General features: G+C 69.4%; 20 protein-coding genes. 14 read left to right on the top strand and 6 right to left on the bottom strand.

Translation table 11 applies throughout. The features are described 5' to 3' along the window. The first annotated feature begins 127 nt into the window (after nucleotides 1–127). Nucleotides 128–1450 (top strand): WD40/YVTN/BNR-like repeat-containing protein, encoded by a 1323-nt coding sequence (locus CYFUS_RS02695; protein ID WP_095983796.1) that lies wholly within the window; start codon nucleotides 128–130, stop codon nucleotides 1448–1450. A gap of 21 nt (nucleotides 1451–1471) precedes the next feature. On the opposite strand, the gene CYFUS_RS02690 is transcribed toward CYFUS_RS02695, so the two are convergent. After that, the gene (locus CYFUS_RS02690) at nucleotides 1472–2098 is read right to left on the bottom strand and encodes an FMN-binding negative transcriptional regulator (RefSeq protein WP_095983795.1); all 627 of its coding nucleotides are present in this window, start codon (nucleotides 2096–2098) and stop codon (nucleotides 1472–1474) included. 152 nt (nucleotides 2099–2250) lie between these two features. On the opposite strand from CYFUS_RS02690, the gene CYFUS_RS02685 reads away from it, so the two are divergent. From CYFUS_RS02685 to CYFUS_RS02660, 6 genes are all read left to right on the top strand, one after another. Beyond that, nucleotides 2251–2868 (top strand): hypothetical protein, encoded by a 618-nt coding sequence (locus tag CYFUS_RS02685; protein WP_095983794.1) that lies wholly within the window; start codon nucleotides 2251–2253, stop codon nucleotides 2866–2868. 71 nt (nucleotides 2869–2939) lie between these two features. Next, complete coding sequence (locus tag CYFUS_RS02680) at nucleotides 2940–3524, top strand: imm11 family protein (RefSeq protein ID WP_332468336.1); 585 nt, start codon at nucleotides 2940–2942, stop codon at nucleotides 3522–3524. Nucleotides 3525–3544: 20 nt separating this feature from the next. Continuing rightward, complete coding sequence (locus CYFUS_RS02675; protein ID WP_095983792.1) at nucleotides 3545–4834, top strand: AHH domain-containing protein; 1290 nt, start codon at nucleotides 3545–3547, stop codon at nucleotides 4832–4834. Continuing rightward, complete coding sequence (locus CYFUS_RS02670) at nucleotides 4831–5415, top strand: imm11 family protein (protein WP_332468335.1); 585 nt, start codon at nucleotides 4831–4833, stop codon at nucleotides 5413–5415. Before CYFUS_RS02675 ends, CYFUS_RS02670 begins: the two co-directional genes overlap by 4 nt. 16 nt (nucleotides 5416–5431) lie before the next feature. Continuing rightward, the gene (locus tag CYFUS_RS02665; RefSeq protein WP_095983790.1) at nucleotides 5432–6688 is read left to right on the top strand and encodes a hypothetical protein; all 1257 of its coding nucleotides are present in this window, start codon (nucleotides 5432–5434) and stop codon (nucleotides 6686–6688) included. Next, nucleotides 6685–7398, top strand: a complete 714-nt coding sequence (locus tag CYFUS_RS02660) for a c-type cytochrome (RefSeq protein WP_095983789.1) — start codon at nucleotides 6685–6687, stop codon at nucleotides 7396–7398. The genes CYFUS_RS02665 and CYFUS_RS02660 overlap by 4 nt, the downstream gene beginning before the upstream one ends. A 6-nt stretch (nucleotides 7399–7404) precedes the next feature. Here the strand turns inward: CYFUS_RS02660 and CYFUS_RS02655 are convergent, their stop codons facing one another. After that, entirely contained in the window at nucleotides 7405–8364 is a 960-nt protein-coding gene (locus CYFUS_RS02655; RefSeq protein WP_095983788.1) for a terpene synthase family protein, read from the bottom strand. 462 nt (nucleotides 8365–8826) lie between these two features. On the opposite strand from CYFUS_RS02655, the gene CYFUS_RS02650 reads away from it, so the two are divergent. From CYFUS_RS02650 to CYFUS_RS02640, 3 genes are all read left to right on the top strand, one after another. Further along, nucleotides 8827–9360 (top strand): hypothetical protein, encoded by a 534-nt coding sequence (locus CYFUS_RS02650; RefSeq protein ID WP_095983787.1) that lies wholly within the window; start codon nucleotides 8827–8829, stop codon nucleotides 9358–9360. Between the two features lie 69 nt (nucleotides 9361–9429). Continuing rightward, on the top strand, nucleotides 9430–10347 hold the full coding sequence (locus CYFUS_RS02645; RefSeq protein WP_095983786.1) for an NmrA/HSCARG family protein: 918 nt from the start codon (nucleotides 9430–9432) through the stop codon (nucleotides 10345–10347). Between the two features lie 81 nt (nucleotides 10348–10428). After that, nucleotides 10429–11118: a hypothetical protein gene (locus tag CYFUS_RS02640; protein WP_232537317.1), complete on the top strand. Its 690-nt coding sequence runs from the start codon at nucleotides 10429–10431 to the stop codon at nucleotides 11116–11118. A 31-nt stretch (nucleotides 11119–11149) separates the two neighbouring features. Here the strand turns inward: CYFUS_RS02640 and CYFUS_RS02635 are convergent, their stop codons facing one another. Then, on the bottom strand, nucleotides 11150–11440 hold the full coding sequence (locus CYFUS_RS02635) for a YgaP-like transmembrane domain (RefSeq protein ID WP_095983785.1): 291 nt from the start codon (nucleotides 11438–11440) through the stop codon (nucleotides 11150–11152). Nucleotides 11441–11607: 167 nt separating this feature from the next. Here CYFUS_RS02635 and CYFUS_RS02630 point away from each other — a divergent pair, with 167 nt between their 5' ends. Continuing rightward, entirely contained in the window at nucleotides 11608–11865 is a 258-nt protein-coding gene (locus CYFUS_RS02630; RefSeq protein WP_095983784.1) for a hypothetical protein, read from the top strand. A gap of 9 nt (nucleotides 11866–11874) precedes the next feature. Here CYFUS_RS02630 and CYFUS_RS02625 read toward each other — a convergent pair whose 3' ends face one another. After that, nucleotides 11875–12837 (bottom strand): ornithine cyclodeaminase family protein, encoded by a 963-nt coding sequence (locus CYFUS_RS02625; RefSeq protein WP_095983783.1) that lies wholly within the window; start codon nucleotides 12835–12837, stop codon nucleotides 11875–11877. Nucleotides 12838–13031: 194 nt separating this feature from the next. Between CYFUS_RS02625 and CYFUS_RS02620 the strand changes: the two genes are divergently transcribed. Then, entirely contained in the window at nucleotides 13032–15035 is a 2004-nt protein-coding gene (locus CYFUS_RS02620) for an ATP-binding protein (RefSeq protein ID WP_232537759.1), read from the top strand. 27 nt (nucleotides 15036–15062) lie between these two features. Here CYFUS_RS02620 and CYFUS_RS02615 read toward each other — a convergent pair whose 3' ends face one another. Continuing rightward, on the bottom strand, nucleotides 15063–15470 hold the full coding sequence (locus CYFUS_RS02615; RefSeq protein WP_095983781.1) for a DUF962 domain-containing protein: 408 nt from the start codon (nucleotides 15468–15470) through the stop codon (nucleotides 15063–15065). A 108-nt stretch (nucleotides 15471–15578) separates the two neighbouring features. On the opposite strand from CYFUS_RS02615, the gene CYFUS_RS02610 reads away from it, so the two are divergent. Next, nucleotides 15579–16619, top strand: a complete 1041-nt coding sequence (locus tag CYFUS_RS02610) for a hypothetical protein (RefSeq protein ID WP_095983780.1) — start codon at nucleotides 15579–15581, stop codon at nucleotides 16617–16619. 3 nt (nucleotides 16620–16622) lie between these two features. Here CYFUS_RS02610 and CYFUS_RS02605 read toward each other — a convergent pair whose 3' ends face one another. Then, nucleotides 16623–17060, bottom strand: coding sequence for an acyl-CoA thioesterase (locus tag CYFUS_RS02605; protein ID WP_095983779.1), 438 nt, complete (start codon nucleotides 17058–17060; stop codon nucleotides 16623–16625). Between the two features lie 129 nt (nucleotides 17061–17189). On the opposite strand from CYFUS_RS02605, the gene CYFUS_RS02600 reads away from it, so the two are divergent. Next, entirely contained in the window at nucleotides 17190–19037 is a 1848-nt protein-coding gene (locus tag CYFUS_RS02600; RefSeq protein ID WP_420042678.1) for a metallophosphoesterase, read from the top strand. Nucleotides 19038–19059 lie beyond the last annotated feature (22 nt).

The following is a 19059-nucleotide window of genomic DNA, read 5'->3' as shown; positions in this document are numbered from 1 at the left end:
TCAAGCAGCCCGGAGCAAGGACGAGAACCGGTCTTCAGCGGAGGGCCAGTCCGGCACTCGGGCGCTCCCTGGTATACTGGGCCACCCGGCGGCTTTATCGTGCGTCCTTCTCTCGGAGTTTTCCCTGATGAAGGTCCCCTCCCTGATCCGGCGCGGCATGGCGTTCGCCCTCCTCGCGCCCTGGGCCGCGCCCGCCCTGGCGCACAATGGCTACCCCGACACCACCAGTGTCACCCTGCGCCAGGGCCACCCCGAGGAGATGCTCCTGGGCGCCACCTTCGGCGCCGTCATCACCCACGACGGCGGCGCGAGCTGGCACTGGATCTGCCCCCAGGCGCTCGGCATCGGCGGCTGGAGCCCCGAGAGCTACCTCTGGCAGGCCGACGGCACCTTGATGGCCGCTACCGGCGCCGCCCTCATCCGCTCGAAGGATGGGGGCTGTACCTGGGCCCCCCACCCGTTCTTCACCCCTCCGGACAAACCCCAGGCCGCCCTGTGGCCCAAGAGCCTCGCGTCGCTCCCGTCCCAGCCCTCGCGCCTGTGGGTGTCCACGGGCCGCCCCGGTCAGAGCAACGCCCTCTACCGCAGCGATGATGGCGGAGAGACCTTCACCCCCACCGCCCTCCAGAGCACCACCGAGGTCTACCCCAGCGTGAAGGTGGCCCCCTCGGACCCGCGGCGCCTCTACGTCTCCGCCAGCACGCCCACCGGCCCCCGCCTGTACCGCAGCGATGACGAGGGACTCATCTGGCGGCCCTTCGCCTCGCCATTCCCCGAAAACCTCGCGGACGCGAAGCCCTACGATCTGTTCGTCCTGCGCGTGTCCGACCACGACCCGGACCGGCTCTGGGCTCGCATCAGCGCGGGATTCTGGACCTACGTGCTGGAGAGCCGGGATGGAGGCCAGAGCTTCCGCTCCATCGTCCACCCGGACGGCCAGGCCGAGGACGGAATCGACGAGACGCTCATGGGCGTGGAGGTCTCCGAGGATGGCAACACGCTCTGGGCCGCCACCCCCACGCGCCTCTTCCGCGTGCGCTCGGGAGAGACGTTCGCCACGCTGCTGTCGCTGCCCACGGGCAACGCCTGCGTGGAGCGGACGAACGGCGTGCTCTTCGTCTGCGGCGCCTCGCGCCTGCACGACTGGGCCCTGGCCACCACCCCCGACGAGGGCCTCACCTACACGCCCCTGCTCGACCTCCCCGACATGCGGCCCTCGGCGTGTCCCGTGGGCACTCCGGCGCGGGATGTCTGCCAGCCCCTCTGGCCCCAGATCGCCGCCCTCGTCGAGGCCGATCCCCTGTCCACTCCCAGCGGAGACGCCGGCACGCCGCCGGTCCAGGAGCCCCCGCCCGCGCCGCCACGCAAGGGATGCTCCGCCACGGAGGGACTGTTGCCCGCCGCCATGCTGCTCGCCCTTCCCCTGCTGCGCCGCGCCCGGCGGTCCTGACCTCACGCGGGCCAGGAGCACTCACCCCTGGGGCTCGTACGCCTTCATCAACTCGACGAGCCCCTGGCTCCCGTGCTGATCGCCGAGCCCCACGAAGCGCATGACGCCGTCGTAGTCTCGCGCGTCGCGGTTCTGGCCCAGCTTGAACTTGCCCTCCAGGCGGGTGATGGAGATCTCGAACGCGACGATGCCCGCGAGCAGCCGGCTCACGACCGCCTCGGCCTCGGCGGGACTCCAGGGCTTGTCCCTGCCCGCTTCGTACTTGCTGGCCAGTTGCCGCATGACGTGCAGGACCTTCTCGGGCTCCTCGACGAGGGAGGGCGTGCCGTACGCGTGCACGACCGCGTAGTTCCAGGTGGGAACAGAGGGCGCCGAGTAACAGGAGGGCGAGACATAGGCGTGCGGCCCCTGGAAGATGGCGAGCACCTCGCGCTCGTCCGCGAAGGACCGCCACTGCGGATTGGCGCGCGCCACATGGCCCTTGAGCAACAGCCGTCCCCCGGCATCCCGCTCGACGAGCAGGGGCAGGTGCGTGGCGAAGGGCACGCCCTGGGGGTCGGAGGTCACCAGCGTCGCGAAGCCGTACTGCTCCATCAGCGCGAGCAGTCGCGACTCGTCCTGCTCGTGGAAGTGGCGCGGGATGTACATTTCAGTCCTCCTCGGGTTTTCCGTCCCGACCGGTGCAGGGGAGCCTGGCTCATGCGAGGCATCTCGATTGAAGCACGCTCGTGGCCTCGCCATCTCGCCCGGCCAGGACATCCGCTCGAAGCGCGCCCCCCCACCGAATAACCTTCCGGCCCATGAACATGAAAGCTCCGAGCCTCGCCGCCCTCGCCACCACCCTCGCCCTGGCCGCTTCGGCCTGCGGGGAGCAGCCCATCGACACCGAGCCCACGTGCGCCGAGCCCATCTATGCCGGCAAGGCCACGGACGAGGCCTGGCACGCGCTGGTGGACGTGCGCGACAAGCCACTGGATGCCTCGGGCGCCGTGTACCTGACCTCGCCCACCGAGGGCCAGGAGTACGCGGTGGGCTCGCCACCTCCCACCTGGGAGTGGAGCCTGCCCGTGAGTTCGCTTCCGCGCGGGCTGCCGGCCACGCCCCGCGCGACGTCCCGCTCCTTCACCACCTGGCTGGGCGAGCTGCTCCTGCCCTCGGCGCGCGCCCACCTGCCTCCCTACACGGGAGAGATCTACTGGGTGGAGGTGTTCGCTCCGGGAAGCACGTGCCCCGTGGCGCAGGTGCTCACCTCGGAGTTGAAGTGGCAGCCGGACACCGACACCTGGGCCGCGCTCGGCCAGCGCGCGGACAGCGCCCTCACCGTGCAGGTGACACGCGCATACCTCCTGCAGAACCGCGTCACCGAGGGCCCCTATCGCCTGGATCCGCCGCGCACCATCCGCTGGAGCGCGCCTTGACGCGGAGCCCGCGCGTGCCGCCTCGTCTCGGTGCCCTGCCTGCTTGAGGAGAAGCACGTCCCGAGGAATCCATGACAGCTCGGATGAGATACTTCGACCTCTACGATGACGTGTACATCCCAGGGCGATGGCATTTGAGAATGCCTCTGGATGACGAAGAGGGTCTGGAAGAACTGTTCGACGTCGGGCGATTCAAGGAGGGGCGACTCTTGGACATCCAGAAGCCTATCCGCATCTCCATGAAGCCCGCGGGCCTTCCTCTCGAGTTCTCTCATGCCCTGGGGGTTCCCATCGTGCACCGCCGGGTGGTCTCCCTTTTCGAGCGTCTGGGTCTCCAGAAGGAAGTGCAGTTCATCCCCGTCGAGGTGGAAGGTCAGACGGAGCCCTGGTTCATCCTCAACGCCTTGCGCGTCATCAAATGCATCGACGACGCCCGGTGTGCGGAGGTTCTCCACTGGCTCCCGGAGGACAATCGCCCGGACAAGGAGCCTGGTGAATACCGCAACGTCTCGGGGCTGAAGGTGGATCCGGAGAAGCTCGGGGAGATCCACGTCTTCCGTCCCTGGGGCTGGAAGGTGATCCTCATCGTCTCCGAGCACGTCAAGCGCGCCCTGGAGGAAGAGGGCATCACCGGCACGAAGTTCATCGAAGTCTGAATCACATTCCAACGCCCGCCATGCCCTCGTACGTCATCCAAGCCCTCTGCATGCTGCTGGTGCCGCTCGCTGTCCAGGCGGCTCCAGCCGAAGTCGAATCGCGGCTCTCGATACTCAAGCCCGTGACGGTGAGCGAGTACCGAGGTGCTCCGGAGCATGGGTTGAAACTCACCTTCGAGAAGCTGGGGCCGAACCCAGCCTTGGCGCTGTTCTCCTTGAAGGACGCGCGCGAGGTGCTCGCGGCGATGGAGCCAACCGGGTCATCACCTGATGCCCGCTCCTCCAACCTGGAGAGACGTGTACGCGAGGAGTTCGAGGAGAGGTATGGGCCTCCCCTGGTCTCGCCACCGTCGTCGCTGGAGAGTGCCAGGTGGTTCCAGGCCCTGAAGCTCTCACCACGCTACATGGGGGATGGAGCCCGAGAGGCGGCCGTGGAGATGTTCAAGTCTCCGGCCATGCTGCTTTCCGTGGGCATGTCGATGATGCTCTACATGATGGCGTGGGCCGCGCCGGAACCCGTGTTCTCCAAGGCCTTCGCGGCAGCGGTGACGCTGGGTCTGCTGATGACCTACACGGTAACAGAACTCCACAACGTGGGAATGGCGTGCCTGACCCTGTACCGGGAAGCGGAAGCGGCGAAGACGAGGGAACAGTTGGAAGCGGTGGCCGAGCGCTTCGGCAAGGCGATGGGAGGAGTGGGGCTGCGCGTGCTGGTGACGGTGGCGGGGGCGCAGCTGGCCAGGGGACTGCCGGAGGTCCCCGGGGGCGGCTTGTGGGCACGATTGTCACCCCCACGCTTCGCCTTCGCGGGTGGGGGTGCACGGGGAGGATTGTCGGTGGGAGCGGGAGCCCGCGCACAGGTGAGCGTGGCGAACGGAACGGTGGTGCTCATGGGCGTGTCGGCGAACACGACCGCTTCCGCGGTGGCTTCGGCGGTGTCCTCGGCTCGGACCACAGGCGACTGTGCCCAGTCGAAGGCCGACAACAACCATGCGCACCATCTGTGCACGAACAAGAACAACAAGTCCGAAATCACGGGGGGACCCTGGACGCCCAGGTTCGAGGAATTCTTTGAACAGGCGGGGATGAGCATCGAAGATCCGGTGAACATCGTCTATCTGCGAGGCCATAAGGGTCCGCATCCCGAGGACTATCACCGCGAGGTCTTCAGTCGACTGGATTCTGCACTGCAAGCATGCAGGAGTCAGTCTGATTGCCGAGCCCGACTCGTAGAAGCACTCGACAAGATCGCGGGCTCCGTGTGTACACCAGGCTCCAACCTCAACAAGCTCGTCAAGAGGAGTCCATGACAGCTCGAATGAGATATTACGACCTCTACGACAACGTATACATTCCAGGGCGATGGCATTTGAGAATGCCCCTCCACGAAGAGGAAGGCCGGGAGGAACTTTTCAACGCCTGGCGGTTCAAGGAGGGGCAGTTCCTGAACATCGACAAGCCCATCCACATCTCCATGAAGCCCGCTGGAAGCCCTCTCGAGTTCTCTCTCGCCCGGGGGGTGCCCATCGTGCACCGCCGGGTGGTCTCCCTTTTCGAGCGTCTGGGTCTCCAGAAGGAAGTGCAGTTCATCCCCGTCGAAGTGGAAGGTCAGACGGAGCCCTGGTTCATCCTCAACGCCTTGCGCGTCATCAAATGCATCGACGACGCCCGGTGTGCGGAGGTTCTCCACTGGCTCCCGGAGGACAATCGCCCGGACAAGGAGCCTGGTGAATACCGCAACGTCTCGGGGCTGAAGGTGGATCCGGAGAAGCTCGGGGAGGTCCACGTCTTCCGTCCCTGGGGCTGGAAGGTGATCCTCATCGTCTCCGAGCACGTCAAGCGCGCCCTGGAAGAAGAAGGCATCACCGGCACGAAGTTCATCGAAGTCTGAATCACCAGGAAGCACCATGAACAAGAAGCTCCCACGCCTCGCCATCCTCGCCACGCTCGCGCTCGGCGCCTGCATCGACACGAGCGGCGAGCCGCCCCCGCTCCATTACGACCATCCCCAGGGCTGGCCCGGCCGGAGTGAAATGCCTCCCCTCGGCAGCGGGCGCATCGTCGTCACCAACAGCATGGACGACACCGTCAGCCTGCTGGACCTGGACTCCCTCGACACTCCGGACTGGGGCGAGCTCGCGCGCGTGCCCGTGGGACTCAACCCCGTGGAACTCGAGGGCCCCCACCACGCCGCCTTCTCGCCACGCGGGGACTTCTATTACGTGGGCCTCTCCTACTCCGTGCCCGGCGCCGGCTCGGGCCCCCACGGCGCGCATGGCACCGGCACCGCCGATGGCTACTGCCTCAAGCTCGACGCCAAAGACAACCACCTCGTCGCCTCCACGCGCGTGGACCGCAACCCGGGCGACCTCGTGCTCAGCGCCGATGGCCGCACGCTCTACGTCACCCACTTCGATCTGCTCAAGCTCCAGGAGGCCCTCCAGAACGGAACCCCCCAGGAGAACATCGACGCCAACCTCGTCCTCGTCGACACCGACACCATGCGCGTGACGAAGCGCGTTGCCGTGTGTCCCGCGCCCCACGCCGTGCGCCTGTCCCCCGACGAGACGCGCGCCTATGTCGCCTGCCTCTCGGACGAGGTCGCCGTGGTGCGGCTGGATGACCCGGCCTTCCCCGTCACCCGCGTCCGCCTGCCCAACCCGGGCACCGCCCAGGCCCCCCGCTACTCCCCCTACTCACTCACCCTCTCGCCCACGGATGGCTCGCTGTGGGTGGGCTCCCTGGACAGCCCCATCGCCTACCACCTGGATCCCCAGTCGCTGCGCATCCTCCCCGAGCGCTCGCTGCTCCCCGAGCGCATGGACGAGGAGCTGCGCCAGGGCGTGCCCATGTTCGGCGCCTTCAGTGTCGATGGCCGGACACTCCTCCTGCCCTACCAGCGGGTGGATACCGTGGCCATCATCGACGTGAGCGGGAGCGGGCCCGCCGTGAAGGGGAAGATTCCACTGTCGCCCGCGGGCTGTCTCAACGTGCACCAGGTGGAGCTGATACCGGGGGGCAAGCAGGCGTTGGCGGTGTGCGAGGGAGACCATGTGGGTCCGGGCACCCTGCACGTGCTGGATCTGGAGGCGGGCGCGGTGAAGAAGACGGTGAGGGTGGGCATCTATCCGGACTCGGTGGGCCTGCTGAGGAGCAAGCCATGAGGACACGAGGGGTGGCGGGCGCGGTGGCCTGCGCGGTGGCGGGGCTGGTGGCCGGGTGTGGTCCCACTCCCGCGGAAGAATACGGCGAGGCCCTGTTCCGGGACTCCCGGCTGTCGACGAGCCAGTACAACGCCTTCTCGTGCGCCACGTGTCACGCGACGTCGAGCGAGCAGGCCCGGGACAAGCTGTACACGGGCCTGTCGCTGGTGGGCGTGGCCTCGCGCCCCCACTGGTGGGGCGGCTACGAGGTGACGCTGCTGGACGCGGTGAACTTCTGCTACACCGCCTTCATGCGCGGCACCGCTCCCCTCGAGGCGGAGGATGCCAAGAGCCGCGCCCTCTACGAGTACATGGTGGGCCTCAGCCCCCAGCCCGACTCGCCGGCGCAACCCTTCACGCTCGTGCGAGACATCACCGACGTGCCGCGGGGAGACGCCCGCCGGGGCGCGGAGGTGTACCGCGCGGCGTGCCAGGACTGTCATGGCGAGGTGCGCACCGGGAAGGGGCGGCTCACGGCGCTCGCCCCCGTGCTGCCCGACGTGGCCCACGAGTACCACCCGCTCTTTCCCAACAGCACCCCGGGCCTCGTCTTCATCGAGAAGGTGCGCCATGGCCGCTTCTTCGGCGTGGGGGGCAACATGCCGCCCTACAGCCGCGAGGCCCTGTCGGATGAGGACCTGGGCGCGCTCCTGGCCTGGCTCGGGTTGTGAGGAGGTTCACGCCACGCGCGAGCACTCGGACGCGGCGGTCCGCGGATAGCGGCCCGTCCGCAGCGACCAGTCGAGGTTGGCGCGGATCCACCGGCGCATCCCGAGCACGAGCCGCGACACGGCGGCGTCATGCACGCCAAACGAAGGCAGGGAGCGCTCCTGGACGAGGAAGCGCCGCACCGCGGTGTCGTGCATCTCCGCCGCCGCGCGCAGCGCCTCGTCCAGCGGCAGGGTCCGCTCGACTTGCAGCGAGAGCACCAGGTTCGGGTGGAAGTCGTCCCGCAGGTCGCGCTCCAGCGAGAAGAGATCGTTGGCCCAGGCCATCACGTCCGTGGCGGTGCGCGCGAGCTGCACGAGCGCCGGGTGGGCCAGGATGTCCTCCGGGAGGAAGAAGCCCTCGAGCGCCTCCATCTGGGTGAACACCATGGACGTGCCCGCCGACAGGCGGCGCAGCTCGACGTAGGACGACACGTCCAGGCACAGACGCTCGGAACGCACCCGCGCCTCGCGAATCGTCCCCCGGAAGTACGACTGGCAGGCCAGGATGAAGCGCTCGCGCCAGAGGCGGGGCATGGGCCCGAGCAGCCGCTCGCGGATGTCCCGGAGCAGCCACAGCGAGGGCAGCGCATCGCGCGCGGGCGTGGCCCCCTGCAACACCGCCAACGCCAGCCAGCTCTGCTCCTGAAGCCAGACCGGGGGCACCCCGTCCATCTGGTCATTCCAGGAGAAGTTCCAGATGAGGAAGTCGAGCGCCGCGCCCAGTCGCTCCGGGGGCACCGTGGGATGGGCGCAGCCGAGCAACAGGGGGAAGTGGCCGCGGCACAACTTCTCGAGGTCGACATGCTGCGCGGGCGTCTCCAACTGGCCCGCCCAGCGCGCCAGGGCCTCCTGCTCGAGTTGCAGCAGGCGGGGATGTTCCTGCGTGGGGAATGGACAGAACAGCGGGGGCGAGGCGGCGGGGCTCATGCCGCGAGGTTCTGCAAGGCCCGATCCCACCCAGGCGCTCGCGTGAGGCCCGCCGCCCCTCGCAGAGGGAAGAACCGTCCGTCCCGCCCCGGAACGCCGCTCCGTCCACGGCATCTTCCGGGAGGCGGAAAATACCCGGAGGTCCCCGCCTACCCGCATCCCCTGGGAATGGGGAAAGCGCACCGGGGTGAACACTCTCCAGACGGTCCCCGGCTCGCGAAGCGCCCTGTCTGTCCAGGACTGAAAGCCAGACGCCCGGACTGCTGTCCTTGGGCGCGAGGGGCGGCCCCGAGGGAGGGGTTCCGCGCGGACCCAGGGACCCGCCGTGTCTGGTGTTGGAGCGGAAGATGGAGCGCCCGTCCGCCCGCCTGCTTCGAACCCATTCCCGGGCACGGTGCACGACCTACCTTGGAAGGCTCAACGAGAAGATTCAACGACGCGTCCAGACGCGAGGAGCCGAGGATGACCAAGACGTTCCGTGACGAGCAGAACACCGTGGCCGCCCCCGACGAGAACACCCGCGACACCCCCAAGAGAGAGCCCGCCGCGGAGGTGGCCAACAAGGTGCGCTACGGCCATGCCCACGCCCGCACCGAGCAGCTCTATCAGGAGCGTCGCGCGCGGTATGAGCTGAAGAAGCAACAGGAGGCGGCCCAGGCCGCGCGCGAGCAACAGGCCCGGAAGCACGAGGAGCTTCCCTCGGTGGAGGCCCGCACGAGCAAGGCCTCCGCGCAGACACCTCACGCGCAGACACCTCACATGGAGGACTCTGGTGAAGGCCCCGGCGAAGGCACTGGTGAAGGCTTCGGCCGGGAGCGCGTGAAGGAGCTGGCGCTCGACGCCGTCAAGAGCGTGATAGGCGCCGCGCGCGAGGCCGTCCACGGCCATCCCCTGGTGGGCGCTCGCAAGCTCGCCGGGGATGCCTTGTCGGGCGCGCTCAAGGTGGCGCGAGAGGTGACGTCGCGCCCCACCTCCCCGAGCGGCGGGGAGCACTGAGCCACGCCCGGGCTCGCTCCACGTGCGCGGCGTGCCCACCTTGGATGTGATTGTCTGGAGGATCCATAAATGTCCCGACTACTGACGGTGTTGGTGACCGGAGCGACCGGCAAGCAAGGAGGGGCGGTGGCGCGCACGCTCCTCGCGCGTGGGCATCAGGTGCATGCGCTCGTCCGCTCACCGGACAACGCACAGGCCAAGGCCTTGGAGCGCCTGGGAGCCCGACTCGTCCCAGGTGACTTCGAGGAGGTGGACACCCTGGAGCACGCCATGATGGGCGTGGACGCCGTGTTCGCCATGGCGACGCCCTTTGGCGAGCAGGGATTGGAGGGCGAGGTGCGCCACGGCCGGCACCTCATCGACGCCGCGAAGATCGCCCGCGTGCCCCACTTCATCTACTCGTCCGTGGCGAGCGGCAACAAACCCACGGGCGTGCCCCACTTCGAGACCAAGCTCGTGCTGGAGGAGCACCTGCGCCACAGCACCCTGCCCTACACCATCCTGGCGCCCGTGTTCTTCATGGAGAACTTCCTCGGGCCCCTGTTCGCCCAACGGCTGCACGAGGGCATGCTGGCCATGCCCCTGCCGCCCCACCGCGGCCTGCAGATGATCGCCCTCGCGGACTTCGGCACCTTCGCCGTCCGGGTGATGGAGCGCGAGGAGGACTTCATCGGCAAGCGCATCGAACTCGCCTCGGACGAGGTGACGGGAGAGCAGGCCGCCGCGCTCATCTCGTACGTGAGCGGGCACAAGCTGCGCTACGAGGAGGTGCCCCTGGAGGCCGTGCGCTCGCGCAGCGAGGATCTGGCGCGCATGTACGCCTGGCTCCAGACCGAGGGCTACCGCGTCGACAGCACCCTCCTGCGTCAGGACTACCCGGACGTGGGTTGGCACACCTTCGAGGACTGGGCGCGCACCCAGGACTGGAGCGGGCTGCTGGGTACCACCTGGCGGGGACCCGTCGCCGCGGAGCCATCCCTGACCTAGTCCGCCCAGCGAGCGGGCACCGCCCGGCGCCCCGCGTCCCCTCCGAGCTCTTCCTACCTTCCTGGGAGGAGGAGCTTTTCCATGCGCATGCGTGCTTTCCGGCCCGTTCTCGCCACGGCGCTGCTCGCCGTGGGGTGTGTGTCCACGACGACGTTGCGGCCGCTGGCCTCGACGCCCACCACGCCGGCCGGCACGCCCCTGGCCCAGGAGCATGGCGTGCGGCTGGTGGCCAATGGCGCCGCCTGGAAGGGCTCCCCTTCCCACCTCGGCCGCATCGTCACGCCGGTGGAGATCCGCCTGGAGAACCAGAGCGGGCGGCCCCTGCGCGTCGCCCCCGAGGACTTCACGCTGGTGGGCACCTCGCGCTTCGAGTACGCCGCGCTCACGCTCCCGCAGCTCAGTCAGGAGAACGTCTCGGGCGTGGGCGGCTCGGGCCAGGCGGGCGAGGGCGTGGCCGAGCCCATCTTCGTGGGCCGGCCGCCCATCTGGCCGGGCTTCGGCTGGGGCCTGGGCTGGTTCGATCCCTTCTATGATCCGTTCTACGGGCCCTACGCGTACGGCTACGCCCCCGAGCCCCTGCCGACCGAGGACATGGTGAAGGCCGCCCTGCCCCAGGGGACGTTGCAGCCCGGAGGCGCCGTGACGGGGTTCCTCTATTTCCAGAACGTGAGCGAGCGCGAGGGCCAGGTCACCCTGCGCGCGAGGCTCGTGGACGCACGGACGGGCGAGCAGTTCGGCACCCTCGACATCCCCTTCCAGGTGCAGGGCTAGCCAGCCCGGGACGGCCCGGAGGCCGCCTCCCTCAGTGCAACAGCAAGGGGCGATCGGACGGGAACAGCGGCGGGTGGGGCAGGAGCGAGTCCTCGCCGATGCGTCCCGCCTTGCGGCGGATGGCCTCGCCCTGGATGGGCAGACCGAAGAGGGGGCCCAGGACACAGACGTCGAACGCCCCCTCGACCAGGGGAAGCAGGCCCAGCAGCGCCATCACCCGTCCCGAGCTGGACCTTCGGGCGAGCCCTCCCACCACCAGCGAGGCGCCCGCCAGCATGCGTGTCCAGCGCCCCATCCTCGATGCGATCCATCCCATCAACATTCACACACCTCCTGAGGGGAAGATGGGCATGCGCGGGAAGAGGACACAGCGCCCGTGCCCTTCCCGGGTTTTCGTATACCGGCCAACCCTCGGACGCTCCCCTGACCGCCCGGCCGGTGCCAGCGCCTCACGCCGGGCCCTAGCTTGAGCGACAGGGAGAGGTGGCCATGGTGGATCGCTCGGAGTTGCACGCGGGGATGGCGGTATGGACTCCGCGTGGCGAGATGCTCGGTTACGTCGTCGAGGTGACGGACGAGGAGTTCATCGTCGAGAAGGGAGTGCTCGTGTGGCGCCGGGGCTACGCGGTGCCCCTGGGCGAGGTGCGGGAAGTCATCGAGGACGAGGTGTTCCTCCACCACGGTCCGGACAGCCTGCTGTCGGGCCCCCGGGAAATCCCCCCCACCTCCCGGCGCACCTCGCACTGAGCGTGCGCGTCAGGCGCCGAAGTCCATGCGCCGCACGGAGTCGTCGCCTCGCGCGCCCTGGTAGACGTGCCAGGCGGCGACCAGATCCTGGAAGGGCAGCCCCACCGAGCCGAAGACGGTGACCTGGTTGGCGTCGCCGCGGCCGGGTTTCTGGCCGGCCAGCACCTCGCCCAGCTCCGCGTGGATGACGTCCACCCCGAGGCCCACGCGCGCGGGCGCGCCCAGGCGGGCGTTGAGCTCGCGGTGATCACAGAAGAAGGTGGACTGGCGCAGCAGCCCGGCGGAGATGACCACGGACTCCGGCGTGTCCGCGTCCAGCACGGTGACGTGCGTGCCCCCGCGCAACATGCCGGGCAGCAGCAAGGGCTCGCGCGAGGCCATGGAGATGACGACGATGTCCGCGTCCTCCACCGCCTCCTCCACGGACAGGGCGGGCCGCACCGGAAGGTTGAGTGCCTGGTACATGCGGGCGGCGAAGTCCACCGAGCGCGCCATGTCCTCGTCATACACGCGCACGTGCTGGAGGCTGCGCACCAGCCGCAGGCTCTTGAGCTGCATGGACGCCGCGGGCCCGGCGCCCAGCAGCGCCACCCGGGACGAGTCGGGCCGGGAGAGCACGTCCGCCGCCAGCGCTCCCACCACCCCGGTGCGCAGCGCCGTGAGGTGGCCCGCGTCCATGATGGCCAGCAGCGCCCCCGTCTCGAGCTCGTACAGGTGAACCACGCCCTGGCGGGAGGCCGTGGGCCCGGAAGCCCGCGACAGCACCGTGACGGTGGAAGCGGCCAGACCGGACAGGGTGCCAGGAAAGGAGACCGCCAGCGTGGCCTGGCCCGGTGGGGAGGAGCGGAGCAGCTGGGGCTCGGCGAGTCGGCGCTCGGCGTCCACGCGGAACGCGGCGCGCATGTCCTCCAGCAGGGGGAGGGCCTCCATGGACCGGAGGACATCGGTGCGGCTGAGAAGCAGGGTGCTCATTCTCCCAACCTATCCCCTTCTTCGGGGTGGCACAGCCAACCGGAAGGGCGTTCGGTGCGTCCCGCCGGGCGCCGAGGGAAGTGGCGGACCCTGCGTGAAGGGCCGCTTCTCGCCTCTGGGGACAGCGGCCACGTCCACCCGCCATGCGCACCTTACGCGCGGACAGAGGGGAGGTGACCTGGGGGGTGTTCGTGATGCAGGAGAAGGGTGAGCATTCCTCGGACGAAACACACGACCTGGCGGACTCCCTCCGGCGGCACCGCGAGGACATCCTGCGCACCTGGGAAAGGGCCGTGGCGGAGCACCAACCGGACGGGCTGGCACGCGAGGCGCTGTTGCACGACGACCTGCCCGGCTTCCTCGAGCGGATGGCGGACGTGTTGGAGCACCCTCCAGCCGAGGGACAGCTGGCCCGGTTCATCCCCGACGAGCACACCCTGCACCACCTGGAAGCGGGCCTGGAGCCGGCGCAGATCGCCCTGGAGTTCGGGCTGTTGCGCCGCTGCATCCACCAGCGCCTGGCCCATGTGGGTGGCTTCGCGCAGTGGGCGTTGCTCCACGAGTGCATCGACCAGGGCATCCTCCGCGCCACCTCGCTCTACACGACCATGCGCGACCGGATGCTCGAGGCGCTGGAGCGCGTGTCCGAGGCGGCCGTCACGAGTCAGGACGTCGACACCTTCTTGTTCCGGCTGCTGAACATCCTGCAGGAGTGCTCGGTGTCGGTGGATGGCGCCGCCATCCTGCTGAGCGAGAAGGCGGAGCTTCGGCTGCGCGCCGCGGTGGGGCTCGGTGCCCGGGAGGCCATGGAGTCCAACCTCCGCATTCCGCTCGACGCGGGGCTCACCGGCCAGGTGGCCACCGAGCGCCGTCCACTCCTCGTGCGCATGGCGTCCACCCATCCCAAGGTGCGCTCGGACCTCGTCCGCCGGCTCGGCGTGCGCGCCATCTACAGCGTGCCCCTGCTCCAGGGAGAGCGGCTCATCGGCGTGGCCCACATGGGCTCGAGAACCCTCTTCGACTTCACCCCATCCGACAAACAGCTCTTCCGCACCCTGATGACGCGCGCCATCAACTTCATCGTGAAGGCGGAGCTGATCGAACAGGAACAAGCCGCGCGGGCCGAGGCCCAGCGCCTGCTGTCCCTGGTGGACGCGCTGGTGGAAACGTGTCCGGTGGGCCTGAGCCTCGTGGACCGGGAGCTGCGCTTCATCTGCATCAACGACACCCTGGCCCGGCTCAACGGCCACCCGACGGAGCAGCATCTGGGAAGACCCTTGCGCGAGATGGCACCCGACTGGGTCGCCGCGCTGATCGAGCCCTGCTTCCGCCGGGTCCTGGAGGAGGGTACCCCCATCTGCAACCATGAGTTCACCAGCCCGCCCTGGAAGGAGGGCCCCGAGCAGCACTGGCTCTGCCACTACTACCCGGTGAGCAACACGGACGGCGAGGTGGACGGGGTGGGCTGCGTGTTGGTGAACATCACCCAGCAGAAGCAGGTGGAGGCGGAGCTGCGCCGGGCGGGCGAGCTGCGCGAGCGGCTCATCGGCGTGGTAGGGCATGATCTGCGCAACCCGCTCAACGCCATCAGCATCTCGGCCGGGCTGCTGCGACGCGAGGAGAACCTGGGAGCGGACGCGCAGCGGGCGGTGGAGCGCATCCGCTCCAGCGCGGCGCGGATGGCGCGGATGCTCAACGACATCCTCGACTTCGCGCGCAGCAACACGAATGGGGGCCTGCCCGTCCACCGTGAGCGGGTGAACCTGCACGAGCTCTGCCGGAGCGCGCTGGAGGAGCTTCAGGTGACGTATGCGAACCAGCGGCTGGAGCTGGACGTGCAGGGCGACGGCTGGGGGTGGTGGGATCCGGACCGGCTCACCCAGGTGGTGGGCAACCTGGTGAGCAATGCCGTGCAACACGGACGCGAGGGCGCACCCGTGCGCGTGGAAGTGCGGGACGAGGGAAACGACGTGCTCCTGGCCGTCCACAACGAGGGCGAGCCCATCGCCCCCGAGCTGCGCTCGTCGCTCTTCCAGCCCTTCCGCCACGGCGCCACGGGCAAGGCCAGCTCGCGCAGCGTGGGGTTGGGGCTGTACATCGTCCAGCAGGTGGCCCTCGCGCACGGAGGCGAGACCCAGGTGAGCTCCAGCGAGAGCGGGCACACCGTCTTCACGGTGCGCCTGCCCCGGGGTGGTTAGCGCGCGGGGGGACCCCTCACCGGGGGCTCAGCGCCCGTGCCGGCGGTGGTTGCTGCGCACGGGCAGGGGGATGGGCTGTAAGTGACCGCCGGATTGATCATCCTCGTCACGCACGCCCGCGCGCGCCAGGTGCTTGTCCAACCGGCCCACGAGCATCAGGCCCGCCATGCGGAAGTCCGAGACGAGCGACCACAGCGGATAGGTGAAGGTCGCCGGACGGTTCTTCTCGAGGGTGAAGTGGCTCACCCAGGCGAAACCGTAACCCGCCACCAGCGCGGCCGGCAGCAGCCCCACCCGGCCCGTCACCGCGGCGGTGCCCGCCAGGCAGACCGCGACGGAAGTGCCCAGGAAGTGCAACCACCGGGTGCTCGCCAGGGCGTGCTCGCGCAGGTAGTAAGGCCAGAACTCAGCGTAGGTTGGGATTCGCTCGTTCATGGGATGGATTCTGCCGCCGGAAGAGCCCCCTTCGTCAACCCTCCACGGCGCCTCTTTGGTGCTCGGGTGTCATTCGGCCTAGGCTCAGAGGGGCCGAGGGAGCTGGATGTGAACGACTGGACGCCCAAGCCCATTCCCACCACCGCCCTCGCCCGGCTTCCGCTCACACCCGAGGAGGGCTTCGTCCTCTCGCGCCTGGATGGCGCCACGCCCGTGCGGCACCTGACCGCCCTCACGGGCCTGCCTCCCGAGCGCATCCAGACCATCCTCGCCCGTCTGCTGACGCTCGGCGCCGTTCATCCCCCGCCCACCTCCGTCCCCCCGACTCCCACTCCCGCCCCCGCGGCGTCCGCACCGGCCATGCCGCCACGGACACCCGAGGAGTTGCCCGACGCCGGGGAGGAGGAGGAGGACGCCGGAGAGCCGGAGGACGAGGGCGCCGAGGCCCACGCGGGCACCTTCCGGCAGCTCTTCGAGCGGCGGCTGCATCCCCTCACGGCGGATGAGCGGGCCCGGCTCGCGCGCGAGTCCGGCGAGCCGGAGCTGTCCGCGCTGTGCTTCGACCCGGTGCCCGCCGTCATCCACGCGCTGCTGGAGAACACGCGCCTGGGGCTCGCGCATGCGCGGCTCATCGCCCGACACCACCTCAACCCGGTGGGGCTGGAAGCACTGTGTGGCCGCGCCGCCTTCGCCTCGGACGCGGGGGTACGCCGGTGGCTGGTGCGCAACCCTCAACTGCCCGCGGGGCTCTTCCGCCGTCTGTGGGGAGGCCGCCGGCTGATGGAACAGTTCAAGGTCGTGGGCAATCGCGACGTCCCCGAGGGCACCCGCCGCACCGCGCGCGAGGTGATGCGCTCACGTTTCAGCACCGCGCCCGCCGAGGAGCGCGTGGAGCTCATCCTCCTCACCGAGGGCCGGGTGCTGGGCGCGCTCATGGGGCTGCCCGTGGACGGCAAGACGGCGGCGCTCCTGTGCGGACGCGTCTACCGCTCGCCCCTGCTCATCCAGAACCTGGCGCGCTGGAGCGCCGCGCCTCCGGCCCTCATCGCGCACCTGCTCAAGCAGGAGGCCGTGCGCCGCCAGCCGCAGCTGCGGCAGTTGCTCCAGCGCCACCCCAACGCTCCCGCGGACGCGCGCCGGGGCGACTGACGTTCACTCGAAGACACGGGTCTCGACGAGCTCGATCGCGGCGCGCACCGCGTCGGGCACGGCCACCTTCTGGTGGTCGGCGTAGCGCAGGGTCACCATCACCGCGCCGCCGCGCGCGTAGCGCACCCCACTGTTCGCGTCCTCCACCGCGAACTCCATGGTGAAGCTCGTCGTGCCGATGCGCGTGACGCGCGCGCCCACCACCAGCTCCGCCGGGTAGACGACCGGGCGCAGGTACTCCGCGTTCGTCGCGGCGACGATGGGACCCACGCCCTCTCCCTCGGGCTTGCGCATCTCGGGGCTCACCAGCCCGACACGGATCATGTAGGCGATGCGCGCCGCCTCGAACCAGGTGAAGTAGCGCGCGTTGTTCACGTGGCCAAAGGCGTCCATGTCGGACCACTGGATGGGAAAGCGCACGGTGACGGAGAAGTCATTCATGGCACTGCATGCACCACGGGGGCCCCCTCCAGGGCAACTCCAATCAACCCCTCGCCCGCCCGCTCGCCTGGCGATGGGGGAATCCGGGAGTTGACCGCGGCGGGGCGCATGGGAGACGGTTTCTCCTCCGTGACACACCCCGAGCCCGCCAACGCGCCGAAGCCCTCTCCCCCGAAGACGAGCGAGGAGGCCTCGAGCGATCGCATCCTCTATGTGCCCTCGGGCCACAAGCTCATGCCCTGGAAGCGCGCGGACATGGTGCGCTGGCTCCACCCGCAGCACCTCATCCGCTCGGGCATGGACGCGCTCGTGGCCAGCATCTTCGGCGTGCGCGCGGACCACCGGCTCATCGAGGCCGTGGTGCGTCCGCAGGCCCCCTACTTCGACTACTCGGACGAGGCGGCGGGCGAGGACTTCTGGCTCGACTACGTGTCGGACACCGGGGACGGGTGGGACTCCACCTACGCCGTGGCGCGGCTGCTGGCCAAACCCTCGCTGGAGCTGAAGGACCCGAACGGAGAGACGCACGCGCTGGAGCGCGGACGCATCCTCGTGTTCGGTGGAGACCAGGTGTATCCGGGCGCGAGCCGCGACACGTACGAGCAGCGCCTGGTGCAGCCCTACCGCGAGGCCATGTCGCGCTCGCCCGAGCCCAGCCCCCACCTGTTCGCCATCCCCGGCAACCACGACTGGTACGACGGCCTGTCCGCCTTCATGCGGCTGTTCTGCGCGGACCGCTGGTTCGCCGGGCGCCGCACGCGCCAGAGCCGCAGCTACTTCGCCCTCAAGCTGCCGCGCGGCTGGTGGCTCATCGGCACCGACGTCCAGCTCAACAGCGACATCGACGTGCCCCAGCTCGAGTACTTCCGCCAGACGGCCACGTACATGCAGCCGGGGGACCGCATCATCCTGTGCAACGCGGAGCCGGCGTGGATCCACGCGGCCACCACGCCCCGGCCCCGGGGCTACATGGAGAACAACCTGGAGTACCTCCAGGAGAAGGTGTTCGGCCGGCGCATCAGCCTCTTTCTCGCCGGGGACCTGCACCACTACAAGCGGCACGAGGACGCCGAGGGCCGGCAGAAGATCACCGCGGGCGGTGGCGGGGCCTTCATGCACCCCACCCACGCCCCCCAGGCGCTGCGGCTGCGCTGCGGGTGCGAGCAGAAGAAGTGCTTTCCCGACGAGAAGACCTCGCGGGAGCTCACGCGCCAGAACCTGATGCTCATCCGCCACAGTCCCTTCTTCGGACTGCTCACGGGCACGCTCTATCTGCTCCTCGCGCTGTCGGCGTACACGGAGCTGGGCAACCAGGGGCTGTTGAACATCCACGAGGCCCTGCGGCAGTTGGCCGCCTCCCTGGTGAACCGGCCCATGTCGCTGGTGGTGGGCGCGGCCACGCTCGGGGGGCTGGTGGGGTTCGCGGATCCCGCCCTCGGGCGCTGGCGCGTGCCCATGGGGTTGATGCATGGCCTCGGACACATCGTCTGTGCGTTCCTCGTGGCCTGGGGCGCGATGTTCTTCACCGTCAACACGCTGGGCATCTGCGCCGAACCACCGCCCCCACAGCTCGCGTCCTTCATCATCCCCGGCGCCAACGCGTGCGCCGGCGGGTGGACGCACATGTGGGCCAAGTTCCTGCTGGGCACCTTCCTGACCTTCGCGGGCGGCTTCCTCGTGGGCCCCTTCGTCATGGGCCTCTACCTCACGGTGAGCCTCAACGGCTTCGGCGCCCATTCCAACGAGGCCTTCATCTCCCTGGCCATCCCCGACTGGAAGAACTTCCTGCGGCTGCGCATCGACCCGGAGGGGCAGCTCACCGTGTTCCCCGTGGGCCTGGAGCGCGTGCCCCGCAAGTGGAAGGCGACCTACGCCGATCGCTCCTCTCCCGCCTACGAGCCGGACGACCCCCGGGCCACCGACCCCCTCCTCATCGAGCCGCCCGTGCGCGTGATGCCCCGGGAGCAGGCACCCTAGTACGATGAGCCTGCCATCGCGG

The organism is Cystobacter fuscus (genome assembly GCF_002305875.1).
GTDB classification, from domain to species: Bacteria; Myxococcota; Myxococcia; order Myxococcales; family Myxococcaceae; genus Cystobacter; species Cystobacter fuscus_A.
This window is presented reverse-complemented; position numbering and strand designations above follow the sequence as displayed.

Excerpts from the sequence above, each read along its gene's own strand:
- CYFUS_RS02695 (WP_095983796.1), top strand. The coding sequence starts at position 128 with ATGAAGGTCCCCTCCCTGATCCGGCGCGGCATGGCGTTCGCCCTCCTC.
- CYFUS_RS02690 (WP_095983795.1), bottom strand. The coding sequence starts at position 2,098 with ATGTACATCCCGCGCCACTTCCACGAGCAGGACGAGTCGCGACTGCTC.
- CYFUS_RS02685 (WP_095983794.1), top strand. The coding sequence starts at position 2,251 with ATGAACATGAAAGCTCCGAGCCTCGCCGCCCTCGCCACCACCCTCGCC.
- CYFUS_RS02680 (WP_332468336.1), top strand. The coding sequence starts at position 2,940 with ATGACAGCTCGGATGAGATACTTCGACCTCTACGATGACGTGTACATC.
- CYFUS_RS02675 (WP_095983792.1), top strand. The coding sequence starts at position 3,545 with ATGCCCTCGTACGTCATCCAAGCCCTCTGCATGCTGCTGGTGCCGCTC.
- CYFUS_RS02670 (WP_332468335.1), top strand. The coding sequence starts at position 4,831 with ATGACAGCTCGAATGAGATATTACGACCTCTACGACAACGTATACATT.
- CYFUS_RS02665 (WP_095983790.1), top strand. The coding sequence starts at position 5,432 with ATGAACAAGAAGCTCCCACGCCTCGCCATCCTCGCCACGCTCGCGCTC.
- CYFUS_RS02660 (WP_095983789.1), top strand. The coding sequence starts at position 6,685 with ATGAGGACACGAGGGGTGGCGGGCGCGGTGGCCTGCGCGGTGGCGGGG.
- CYFUS_RS02655 (WP_095983788.1), bottom strand. The coding sequence starts at position 8,364 with ATGAGCCCCGCCGCCTCGCCCCCGCTGTTCTGTCCATTCCCCACGCAG.
- CYFUS_RS02650 (WP_095983787.1), top strand. The coding sequence starts at position 8,827 with ATGACCAAGACGTTCCGTGACGAGCAGAACACCGTGGCCGCCCCCGAC.
- CYFUS_RS02645 (WP_095983786.1), top strand. The coding sequence starts at position 9,430 with ATGTCCCGACTACTGACGGTGTTGGTGACCGGAGCGACCGGCAAGCAA.
- CYFUS_RS02640 (WP_232537317.1), top strand. The coding sequence starts at position 10,429 with ATGCGCATGCGTGCTTTCCGGCCCGTTCTCGCCACGGCGCTGCTCGCC.
- CYFUS_RS02635 (WP_095983785.1), bottom strand. The coding sequence starts at position 11,440 with ATGTTGATGGGATGGATCGCATCGAGGATGGGGCGCTGGACACGCATG.
- CYFUS_RS02630 (WP_095983784.1), top strand. The coding sequence starts at position 11,608 with ATGGTGGATCGCTCGGAGTTGCACGCGGGGATGGCGGTATGGACTCCG.
- CYFUS_RS02625 (WP_095983783.1), bottom strand. The coding sequence starts at position 12,837 with ATGAGCACCCTGCTTCTCAGCCGCACCGATGTCCTCCGGTCCATGGAG.
- CYFUS_RS02620 (WP_232537759.1), top strand. The coding sequence starts at position 13,032 with ATGCAGGAGAAGGGTGAGCATTCCTCGGACGAAACACACGACCTGGCG.
- CYFUS_RS02615 (WP_095983781.1), bottom strand. The coding sequence starts at position 15,470 with ATGAACGAGCGAATCCCAACCTACGCTGAGTTCTGGCCTTACTACCTG.
- CYFUS_RS02605 (WP_095983779.1), bottom strand. The coding sequence starts at position 17,060 with ATGAATGACTTCTCCGTCACCGTGCGCTTTCCCATCCAGTGGTCCGAC.